Raw genomic sequence first — 12130 nt, forward strand, 5'->3', positions numbered from 1 at the left:
ACCGGGCTGCTTCGCGAGCGCGAGGAGCCCCTCCACGCCCTGTTCGCCCTCCACCAGCACCTGCTCCTGGCGGGCGGTGCCCTCCGCGTCCATCCGTTCGCGCACCGTGGCCAGCCGGCGCAGGCCCTCCAGCACCACCGGAGTTTCGAGGCCGAAGTCGAGGAGGGCGGCCACCTCGTCCACGTCCGCCTCGCGCACCTCGCGCAGCCGCTTCAGGCCGCTCTCCACCGTGCCGATGAGGCCCGTCGTCTTCGCGTGGTGCTCGAAGGTGTGCTCCAGCAGCGCGTTGATGTCGTCCGGGGACAGCTTCTCGATGTCGCCCTGGTAGCCCTGCGCCCGCAGCAGGGACGTGGAGATGTCCGCCGAGCTTCGGAAGTAGTCGAGCAGCGGCTGACGCACCGTGCGCAACACCTCCGCCTCGTCGTCTCCCAGGTACGTGTGCAGCATGCAGGTGATGTGGCCGCGGCCCGGGTGTCCGTTGCGGCGCCACGCGTCGCGGTAGAGGGCCACCTTCGACTTCAGCTCCTCCAGCGAGTGCGACATCAGGCCCGTCAGCACGCCCGCGCCCAGCTCGCCCGCCAGCCGGAAGGTGTCCGGGTTCACCGTCGCGGTGAGCCACACCGGCAGCTCCTTCTGCACCGGCTTGGGACGCAGGGACAGCTCCACCGTCGTGCCGCCACCCGCCGGCCGGGTCACCTTCTCGCCGCGCCACAGCGCTCGCAGCGTCTTCAGGTTCTGCAGGAGGATGTCGCGCCGGTTCTCGTAGTTGGCCGGCGCGAAGGTGAAGTCGTGCACGTGCCAGCCCGTGGCCACGGAGAGGCCCACGCGGCCCTGGGACACGTTGTCCACCACGGACCACTGCTCCGCGATGAGCAGCGGATCATGCAGCGGCAGCACCACGCTGCCGGAGCGCAGGCGCAGGTTCTTCGTGATGGCGGCGAGCGCGGCGGAGATCACCGCCGGCTGCGGGTACAGGCCTCCGAAGGAGTGGAAGTGCCGCTCCGGCGTCCACACGGCGGAGAAGCCGTTCGCGTCCGCGAACTTCGCGCCCTCCATCAACAGCTCGTACTTGGGCCCGGTGATCGAGTCCTCGTCGTTGGCGAAGTAGATGAGGCTCAGGTCCATCGCCTTCGCGCGAGGACCGCCACCGTGCAGGTGCACCAGCCGCGCAGTCACCTGCTCCGGTGGGAACACCACGCGCAGTCCTCGGGAGAGCGCCCACAGCGCCTCCAGGTCCGGCCGGTCCGGCGCCGACTCGCTCGCGGCCAGCCACGTGCCCCCTTCGGTGGGGGACAGTCGCGCGTCCAGGCCCGTGAAGAACTCCGCCAGCTCGCGGTGGCCCAGGGCCCACGCGGGCTGTCCCGCGCGCCGATCCAACAGCCACGCCAGCGCATCCGCGTTCGCGGCATCCTCGTGAGGAAGCGAGGGCTCCCCGGTGTCGAGGACGTCCTCCACGTACAGCACGCGCGAAGCCTCCACACGCACGGAGGTGACGAGGTCGCGTGAGGTGATGAGCACCGGCACGCGCGCGCCGTCGGTCGCGTAGCCCGGCAGGCCGCCCAGGTCGGAGGGCCCCAGCGCGACCCCCGCGCCTCCGGCCTCCAGCACGCCCCACAGCGCGGCCAGCTTCTCCGGTGAGGCGCGCAGGCTCACGGCCACGGGAGTCCCGGCCTTCACGCCGAGCGACTTCAGCCGCGTGGCCAGGGCGCCTGCCCGGGCACCCAGCGCGGCCCAGGTCCAGTGCTGCTCACCGCGTGACACCGCGACGGTGTCCGCCTGACGGGCGCGCCGGTCCGCGAGGAGGGCGGGCACGGAGGTGAAGCCCGCCACGGTGCGGGGACGCGGCCAGGCGCGCCGCTCGGCTTCCGTGGACAGGGGCAGGCGGGAGAGGTGCGTGTCGGGCTGGGAGATCGCCGCGGACAGCAGCACCTGGAAGTGCTCCATCAGGCGCTTCACGGTGCCCGTGTCGAACAGCTCCGTCGCGTACTCCAGCGCGCCGTGGAGGCGGCCGGTGGACTCGAAGAGCACCAGCGTGAGGTCGGCCAGCGTGGCGCCCCACTGGACGGGCGTGTCGGGCACCTCCACCAGCGAGCCGCGCATGCCCTTGAGTTCCAGCGTCGTCGCGCCAGCGCTGGCGCCCGAGTGGAAGACGAACACGGAGTCGGCCATGCGGCCCTTGCCGATGTCCTTGCCGGGGATGAGCGCTTCCACCAGGTATTCGAAGGGCACATCCGGACGCGCCTGGGCGTCGTTCACCTCTTCGCGGATCTGCGCGAGCAGGTCGCGGAAGGTCGGGTCGCCCACGAAGCGGGTGCGGAACGCGGCCGAGTGCGCGACGTAGCCGATGAGCGGGAACAACTCCGGCCGGGTGCGGTTCGCGATGGGCGTGCCGACGATGAGGTCCGACTGCCCGCTGTAGCGGTGCAGCAGCGTCTGCCACGCCGCGAGCACGGTCATGTAGCCCGTGATGCCCTCGCGTTTGGCGAAGGCGGACAGCTCCCGGGCGAGCGTCGACGGGAACTCGACGTCCAGGCGCGCGGAGGTGAGCGGGCTGTTCGCGGGGCGGGGCCGGTCGGTGGGCAGGTCGATCTGCCGGGGCATTCCGGCCAGCCGCTGACGCCACCACTGCTCCTGCTCGGGCAGGCGTGCTTCCGCGATGCTCTGGCGCTGCCATGCGCCGAAGTCCGCGTACTGGATGGGCAGCGGGGGCAGGGGCGACGGACGGCCTTCGATGAAGGCGTCGTAGAGCTGGCCCAGCTCCTGGACGAAGAGGGCGATGGAGAGCGTGTCGCAGACGATGTGGTGGATGCCGGCCACCAGCAGGTGGTGCCGGGCTTCCAGGCGCACCAGCGTGGCGCGCATCACGGGGCCCTTGACGAGATCGTACGGCGCGGCGGCGTCCTCGCGGGCGATGCGCAGGGCCTCGGCCTCGCGTGTCTCCGGTGGGCCCTGGAGTTCCACGCGCGTGAGGGGGACGTGCATCTTCGCGTGGAAGCGCTGCACGGGGCGGCCGTCCACCACGTCGTACGTGGTGCGCAGCGCTTCGTGGCGCTGGACGATCTCCTGGATGCCTCGCTCCAGGACGTCGGCGTTCACGACGCCTTCAAGCCGCAGGACGAACGGGATGGTGTACGCGGACAGGCCGGGCAGGTGCTGTTCCAGGCGCCAGACGCGCTCCTGCACGAAGGACAGGGGCAGCGTCTCCGTGCGGGGACGGGGCACCAGGGGCAGCTCCGCCGTGACGGGAGCCTGGGGGGCCTGGAGCAGCAGCGGCTCCAGGCGCTGGGCGATGCCGGCGACGGTGGGAGCCTCGAAGAGCGCGGCCAGCGGCAACTGGACGCCGAAGGTGTCGCGCAGTTGGTTGAGGAGCTGGGCGGCCGTCAGCGAGTTGCCGCCGATTTCGAGGAAGTTGTCGTCGCGGCCGACGAAGTCCATGCCCAGGCGCTCACGCCACAGCGCGGCGACGCGCTCTTCCAGTTCACCGCGCGGCGCGTCCTCACGGCCCGCGGGAACAGGGGCGGGGACCACGGCGGTGGACGCCGTGTGCGCGGTGAGGCCCGGCAGCAGGGGACGCACGGCGGAGGACGTTGCGCTCGCCGTGGGCACCGTGGAGGGAGCCTCCGCGTTCCCGATGCCAGCCGTGGGCATCGAGGGCGGTGTCTCCAGATTCGCGGCGTCGGAGTGAACAGGGGCCGCCGATATGGCGCGCTGTCCCGGGGCCATGAAGTGGGAGGGCAGGGCGCGGGCGCGTGGCTCGACCCATGCGGCCTTCTCCTGGAACGCGTACGTCGGCAGGCGCAGCCGCAGTCGCTGCTCGTGCGCGTAGAACGCGCTCCAATCCACGAGGACGCCTGCAGTCCACAGCTCGCCCACGGCCTGGAGCCAGGACTGCGTCTCCGTCGTCGTCCCGCCCCGGCGCAGCGACGCCAGCGCGCGGACGCGATCGCCGTCCATGCTCAGGTTCGAGCGGACCAGTGGCGTCAGGTCCTGGCCGGGCCCTACTTCCAGCAACACCGCGCAGCCCTCTTCCTGGAGTGCTCCCACCGCGTCGCTGAAGAGCACCGGCTGGCGCATCTGCTGCGCCCAGTAGTCGGGATCCGTGAGCTGTCCCGGCCGCGTCAGCGTGCCCGAGAGGCCGGACACGTACCGGACCGCCGGCTCCGAACGGCGCAGTGAAGCCACCACCCGCGCCAGCTCCGGCATCAGCGGCTCCACATCCGCCGAGTGGAACGCATGCGGCGCGGGCATCCGCACTGCTCCCGCCTTGCGCTGGCGCAGCTCCGCCTCCAGCCGCTCCACTTCCTCCACCGGCCCGGACACCACGCACCGGTCCGGCGCATTCACTGCCGCGACCGACAGTCGCTCCGACAGCAGCGGCAGCACCTGCTCCTGGGGCAACGCCACCGCGAGCATCGCGCCCGGAGGCAGGTGGTGCATCAGCTCCCCGCGCGTGACCGCGAGGCGCATCGCGTCCTCCAGGGACAGCACGCCCGCGACGCATGCCGCCGCGTACTCCCCGAAGCTGTGACCCAGCACCGCGTGCGGCGTCACCCCAAGGTCTCGCCACAGCCACGCCAGGGACACCTGCACGCTGAACAACGCGGGCAGCGCCACGCGCGTGTCCGCGAGGCTCGCCTTGACGTCCGCGCCCTCCGCCGGACGCAGCAGCTCCGACACGCGCTCACGCAGCGGCGCATCCAACAGCGCGAGGCACGCCCCCAGGTGCGCGCGGAACGCCGGCGAGGCCTCCGCCAGCTCGCGGCCCATGGCGACCTGCTGCGCGCCCTGGCCGGAGAACACGAACGCCACGCGCGGCGCACGCGGCGCTCCCTTCACCGCTGCCACCGGCTTGCGAAGCTGCCGCGCCAGATCCTCCCCGTCCTTCGCCACCAGCGCCTTGCGGAACTCGAACACCTTGCGGCCCACGCCGAGCGTGAAGGCCAGGTCCGCCAGGGACTGGCCCTCCATCCCCGCGAGCACATGCGCCTCCAGCTGACGCGTCGCCGCCTCCAGTGCCTCCGGCGTGCGCGCGGACAGCAGGACGAGCTGGTGGGAACGCGAAGTCGCGCCGCTCCGCCGCAGGGGGGCTTCCCCGAGGACGGCGTGCGCGTTGGTGCCGCCGATGCCGAACGAGCTGACCGCGGCGAAGCGGGGCCTCTCACCGCGAGGCCACGGCCTCAACGCCGTGTTGACGAAGAACGGGCTCGCCTCGAAGTCGATCTGCGGGTTGGGCTGCTCGAAGTGGAGGCTGGGCGGAATCTCTCCGTGGTGCAGTGCGAGCGCGGCCTTCATCAGGCCCGCGAGCCCCGCGGCCGTGTCCAGGTGGCCCACGTTCGTCTTCAGCGACGCCAGCGCGATGGTGCCCCGGTGCTCCGGCCCCAGGCCGTAGGCGCGCGTCAGGGCCGCCACTTCAATCGGGTCGCCCAGCGGGGTCGCGGTGCCGTGGGCCTCCACGTAACCGATGGCCTTTGGCGACACGCCCGCGTTGGTCAGGGCCTGCGTCACCACGGCGGCCTGTCCGCGCACGCTGGGCGCGGTGAAGCCGGACTTGTGCAGGCCGTCGTTGTTGAGGGCCGAGCCCCGGATGACGGCGTAGATGGCATCGCCATCCCGGACCGCGTCCTCCAGGCGCTTGAGCACCACCGCGCCCACGCCGTTGCCGGACAGCGTGCCCTTCGCCTTCGCGTCGAACGCGCGGCAGTGGCCATCCGGCGAGAAGATGAGCCCTTCCTGGTGCACGTAGCCCGTGCGCTGCGGCACCGCCAGCCGCGTCGCGCCCGCGAGCGCCACATCGGACTCGCCCCCTCGGAGGCTCTTGCAGGCCAGGTGCACCGCGACGAGGCCCGTGGAGCACGCGGTGTAGAGCAGCGTGCTCTCACCGGTCAGCCCCAGCTTGAAGGACGTCTTGGTCGCCAGGCTCTCGTGCGTGGCGGTGCCTTGCAGTTCCAGGAACGACGCCGCATCCAGCGGCATCGCCTGCCGCACGGTCTCCGAGTAGCCGGAACCGGAGGCCCCCGCGTACAGCGAGATGGCCCCGGGGAAGCGCTCCGGATCCACGCCCGCGTCCTCCAGCGCGGTCCACGCCGTCTGGAGGAACAGCCGCTGCTGCGGATCCGTGAATTGGGCCTCGCGCAGGGACATGTTGAAGAAGGCATGGTCGAACTGCTCCACGCCCTCCAGGATGCCGGCGGCCGGGACGAACGCCGGGTGGTGCCACAGCTCCAGCCCTTCCGGCAGGCCGGGCATGTGCTCCAGCTCCTCCGGCGTGAAGCGTGAGATGGACTCCACGCCCCCGCGCAGATTGCTCCAGAACTCCGCCACGGTCTTCGCACCCGGGAAGCGGCCGGCCATGCCGATGATCGCGATGGAACCCGAGGCGCTGGCCTGCGGGGCCTCGCGGGGGCGGTGACCGGGCATGGGGGCCTCGGCGGCTCCCGGCCCCTGGGACTCGCGCTCCAGGCGCTGCGCGAGCGCCTCCACCGTGGGGTGTTCGAACAGCCACACCACGGGCACGTCGTGGCCCAGCTCCTCGCTCAAGCGCGCGGCGATGCGCACCACGGACAGCGACGTGCCACCCAGATCGTCGAAGAGGTGATCGTGCACGCCCACCCGGTCGGTGGACAGCTCACGGGCCCACACCGGGGCGATGCGCTGCTCCAGCGGATGGGTGGGTTCCACGAAGCGGTCCTGCCGTCCGGTGGACGCGGCGTCCGGCGCGGGCAGGGCCTTGCGGTCCACCTTGCCGCTGGGATTCAGGGGCAGGGTGGCCAGCGTCACGAACACCGACGGCACCATGTACTCCGGCAACCGCTGTCGCAGGGCCTCGCGCATCCGCGCGGTCTCCAGCGAGTGCCCGGCACGCGGCATCGCGTAGACGACGAGCCGCTTGTCCCCGGGCACGTCCTCGCGCACCACCGCCGCGACCTCCTGCACCTCGGGCTGTTCGCGCAGCGCGGCCTCCACCTCCGCCAGCTCGATGCGGAAGCCGCGCACCTTCACCTGATGGTCGGCCCGACCCAGGAACTCCAGCACCCCGGTGGGAAGCCAGCGGACCAGGTCGCCCGTGCGGTACAGCCGCGCGCCGGGCGTGGTGCCCTGCGCATCCGGGATGAAGCGCTCCGCCGTCAGGTCCGGCCGCGACACGTAGCCCCGGGCCACGCCATCACCGCCGAGGAACAGCTCGCCCGGCACGCCCACGGGCACCGGCTCCAGCCGAGCGTCCAGCACGTACACCGTCGTGTTGGCGAGCGGCGCACCAATGGGCACCGATGCGCCGATCTGCTCCGGCCGCTCCACCGTGAAGGTGGTGGCGACCACCGAGCACTCCGTGGGACCGTAGCCGTTGGTGAAGGGCCGTCCCAGCGTCTCCACCGCCCGACGCACGTGCGGCACGGAGACGATGTCGCCGCCCGCGTGCAGCTCGCGCAGGCGCCCGAGGATGTCGGGCCGGTGCTCCATCAACTGGGAGAAGAGGCCGGAGGGCAGGTGGGCGAAGGTGACGCCATGGCGCTCCACCACCCGGGCAAGCGTGTCCATGTCTCCCGCGGGCACATTGCCGGGGAAGATGACGAGCCGGCTGCCGTGAAGCAGCGGGGTCCACAGCTCCAGCACGGAGCCGTCGAAGGACACGGGCGCGAAGAGCAACCACGTGTCGCGCGAGCCATAACGCGAGTACTGCGCCGCGTGCACGAGTCGCACGAGGCCGCGCTGTTCGACGCCCACGCCCTTGGGCCGACCGCTGCTGCCGGAGGTGAAGATGACGTACGCCAGGTGGCGCGGTCCCACGTCGACCGTCGGCGCGGTGGAGGGCTGACCCTCCAGCGTCAGCTCCTCCACGAAGAGGCAGGGCAGGGACGCATCGGGGACGTGCAACCGTCCGCGCAGCTCACGCGTGGTGAGGAGCAGGCTCGGCCGGGAGTCCTCCAGCATGAAGCCCAGCCGCTGCGCGGGGTAGGACACATCCAGCGGCACATAGGCCCCGCCCGCCTTGGTGATGGCGAGCACCGTGACGACGAAGCCCACCGAGCGCTCCAGGCACACCGCCACCGGCACGTCCGGTCCGACGCCGTGGGCCCGGAGGACATGGGCGAGCTGGTTGGCCCGCACGTCGAGCTGCGCGTACGTCAGCCGTTCGTCCTCGGACTCCACCGCGATGGCGTCCGGGCGACGCGCGACCTGCGCCGCGAAGATCGCCGCGACGGTGCTGTCGGCGGGGTAGGGGCGGACGGTGTCGTTCCACGCGACGAGCACCTGCTGGCGCTCATCGGACGTAAGCCACGGCAGGCGGAAGAGCGGCGCGTCCGGCGCTTCGATCGCGGCCTCCAGCAGCACGCGCAGGTGTCCGGCCAGCCGGGTCGCGGTGTCCGCGTCGAACAGATCGGTGGCGTACTCCAGGAAGCCCTCGAAGCCTTGAGGCGACTCGGCCAGGGACAGCGTCAGGTCGAACATGGCCGTGCCGGTGTGCACGTCCAGCAGGCGCGACTGGAGGCCCGGCAGTGCGGGCGGATCCACCTGCGCGCCCTGGAGGTTGAACATCACCTGGAACAGCGGCGTGTGTCCGCGATCGCGCGGGGGCTTGAGGGCCTCCACGACCTTCTCGAAGGGCACATCCTGATGCGCGTACGCGCCCAGGGCCGTCTCCCGCACCCGGCCCAGCAGCTCCCGGAAGGTGGGCTCACCGGACAGCCGGGTGCGCATCACCAGCGCGTTGACGAAGAAGCCCACCACGCCCTGAAGCTCCGCGCGGCTCCGGCCCGCGATGGCCGTGCCCACGCTGATGTCGGCTTGCCCTGAGCGGCGCGCGAGCACCGTCTGGAAGGCCGCGAGCAGCACCATGAAGGGCGTCACGCCCTCGCGCACCGCCAGCGTCCGCACCGAGGCCGCGAGTCCGGCCTCCAGCACCACCGGCACCCGGGCGCCCGCGGTCCCACGCGCGGCTGGACGCGGCCGATCCGTGGCCAGCTCCAGCAGTCGAGGCGCGTTGGCGAGCTGCTGGCGCCAATACTCCAACTGGGACTCCAGCCGGCCCCCGTCCAGCCATTCCCGCTGCCAGTCCGAGTAGTCGGCGTAGCCCAGAGGCAGGGCGGGCAGGGGCGACGGGCGGCCTTCGAGCCGTGCGGCGTAGAGCGCGGACAGCTCGCGCACCATCACCGCCATGGAGGTGGCGTCCGACACGGTGTGGTGCATGACCAGCACCAGCAGGTGCGTGCGTGCGTCCAGCGTCAGGAGCGTGGTGCGGACCAGCGGGCCTCGCGCCAGGAGGAACGGGTGGCGGGCCTCTTCGTGCGCCAGGCGGGAGGCCTCGGCCTCGCGGGCTCCGGCCGGCAGGGACTCCAGGGACACGCGCGTGAGGGGCAGTGCGACGTCCGGGGCGATGACCTGCGAGGGCCGTCCATGCACCTCCCGGAAGGTGGTTCTCAGGGCCTCATGGCGGGCCGCGAGCGCCGCGAGGCTGCCCTCCAGCGCGGCCACGTCCAGCGCGCCCTCCAGCCGCACGGCCGCGGGCAGGTTGTAGGTCACATCGCCCGGGGCGTACCGATCCAGGAACCACAGTCCCGCCTGGGCGAAGGACACCGCGCGTTCGCCCTCCACGTTCCGACGGCGCGGTGCACTGGCCCCCGGACCCGCTTCATCCCGGAGGGTCAGCAGTTGCTGAGCCAGGGACGTGATGCTGGGCCCCTGGAGGAGCCACTCCATGGGGACGCGCAGCCCCGTGCCCGCGGACACCTCATGGGCCAGCTCCACCGCGCCCAGTGAGTCCAACCCGAAGCGCGTCACCGGCGCCGAGACGTCGATGTCCTCGGGGCGCATGCGCAAGTGTCGCGCGACCACGGCACGCAGCCATGTCACCACGTCCTGCTCAGAGGGCCGGGCCGTCGCGTCCTTGCTGAACACCACGGGCTGGGAGGCGGCGACTCCGGACGACGGGCGCTCCGCCGCGACGTCCTGCTTCGAGGCCGGGACCATCGTGTCCCTGCCGAGCGCCGCCTGTTGGGACACAGAGGCAACCATGGAATCGGAGGCCTCCCGCCATGTCCTCACCTCCTGCAACGTTCCGGTCAGGAAGCCCGTGCGGCACGCGTGCCGCTGCACCTTGCCGCTGGACGTCTTGGGCAGGCTGCCCGGCTCGATGAGCACCACCGCGTGCGCCTGCACCTCATGCGACTCCGCCAGCCGCTGCCGGATGGTGCCGAGCGCCGCGTCCACCGCCTCGAACTGCTGGCGCAGGCTCTCCAGCCGGCGCACGTCGATCTCCTGCACGACGACCGCGCGTTCCTCGCCCGCCACCTCCACCGAGAACACCGCGACACCACCTGGCCGCAGCGTCGGGTGCGCGGTCTCCACCGTCGCCTCCAGATCCTGGGGGTAGTGGTTGCGGCCCCGCAGGATGATCAGGTCCTTGCGCCGGCCGGTGACGTACAGCTCACCCTCGGGCCGCAGGAACCCCAGGTCGCCCGTGCGAAGAAACGGCCCCGAGTCCTCCCGCGCGATGCGCGCCTGGAACGTCTCGCGCGTCGCGTCCTCACGGCCCCAGTAGCCCCGTGCCACGCTCGGGCCCGACACCCAGACCTCGCCCACCTCACCGGGCGCTCGCCGCTCCAGCGTGTCCGGATCCACGATGGCGATCCGCTGCTCCAACAGCGTCCGGCCGCAGCCCACCAGCGTCCGCGCGCCCGGTTCACCCGCGCCGGACTCCTCCGCGCGGTGGCGCTCCAGCGCGCTTCCGGAGATCGTCACCGACACCGGCGGAGTCGACTTCTCGCCTCCGGAGACGATGAGCGTCCCTTCCGCCAGGCCATAGCAGGGATAGAACGCCTCGCGCCGGAAGCCGCTGGGTCCGAACGCCTCCACGAAGCGATCCAGCGTCTCCGGACGGATGGGCTCCGCGCCGCAGAACGCCACCTCCCAGCGGCTCAGGTCCAGGGCCCGCCGCTGTTCGGGCGTGCTCTTCCTCACGCACAGGTCGAACGCGAAGTTTGGACCGCCGCTGATGGTGCCCCCGAAGCGCGACACCGCCTCCAGCCACGCCATGGGCCGCTTGAGGAAGGCCATGGGCGACATCAACGTCACCGGGAACCCTCCGTGCAGCGGCTCCAGGATGCCGCCGATGAGGCCCATGTCGTGGTACGGCGGCAGCCAGATGACGCCCACGCTGTCCGCCCGCGCCTGGAACGCGTGGTGGATGAGCCCCAGGTTGTGCAGCAGGTTCGCGTGCGTGAGCATCACGCCCTTGGGCGTGCCCGTGCTCCCGGACGTGTACTGGAGGAACGCGAGCGACTCCGCGTCCACGTCCGGCGTGCGCCAGTCCTTCTCAGCGCCCTCCGGCAGCGCGTCCGTCGCCATCCAGTGCAGCGAGCGGAAGTCCGGCGCCTGCTCGAAGACGAAGTCCGACAGCTCCAGGATGCCCGACGTGGTGAGCACCACCGACGCCTGCGCGTCCTGGATGATGGCGCGCAGCCGGGGCAGGGTGCGCTCCAGCCGCATCGGGTCCGGCGGATAGGCGGGCACCGCCACCGCGCCCGCGTAGAGGCAGCCGAAGAAGCCTGCGACGTAGTCCAGGCCCGGCGGGTAGAGCAGCAGCACTCGCTCGCCCACCGCGCCCCGTGCCTGCAACGCCGCGGCGATGCGACGTGCGCGCACGTCCAGCTCGAACGCGCTGAGCACGGTCTCTTCGCCGTCCGCCTCCCCGAGGAAGGTGTAGAGCGGCGCGTGGGCCGAGGGCCCCACCACGAGATTCAACAGGACGCCAGGAAGGGTTCGCGAGAAGTCAGGCACGGGGAGCCATCCAGAGTGTCGAAAACGCGGACACTTCTTAGCAGCCCTCGCGTGTGCTCCTCAGGCACTCCCTGTGCCGGTTCCCGCTACAGGATCGTTGTCGCCAGCCCACTCAGGAAGCGAGGCGTGGAGGGGCGAAAAATCAGGCGTGGCCGAAGGGTCATTTCCAACCAGCCCATGAAGTTCCTCTGCATCGTGATCATCGCGTCCGGTGTCAGCACCGGTGCGACAGGATCCGAGGAGGTCACGTTCCGAGTCCGGCGGACGGTGTCACCTGGGGTGAAGTCGCGGATTCCGCCCCGCTCCCTCAAGCGAGGGAGCGGGGGGCTGATGCCCTATGGCACCTCCGCAGCCG

1 protein-coding gene (running past one end of the window) is annotated in these 12130 nt (G+C 71.8%); it reads right to left on the reverse strand.

Annotated features, from left to right (window positions below):
* Positions 1-11775, reverse strand: the start of a protein-coding gene (locus tag D7X74_RS04480) for a non-ribosomal peptide synthase/polyketide synthase (RefSeq protein WP_120531667.1). Its footprint begins 18909 nt before the window's first position; 11775 of the gene's 30684 nt are visible here — the first part of the coding sequence; it begins with the start codon at positions 11773-11775; its stop codon lies beyond the left edge, outside the window.
* Positions 11776-12130: the final 355 nt, after the last annotated feature.

It is taken from the genome of Corallococcus sp. CA047B (assembly GCF_003612065.1).
In the GTDB taxonomy this organism is placed as follows: Bacteria; Myxococcota; Myxococcia; order Myxococcales; family Myxococcaceae; genus Corallococcus; species Corallococcus praedator.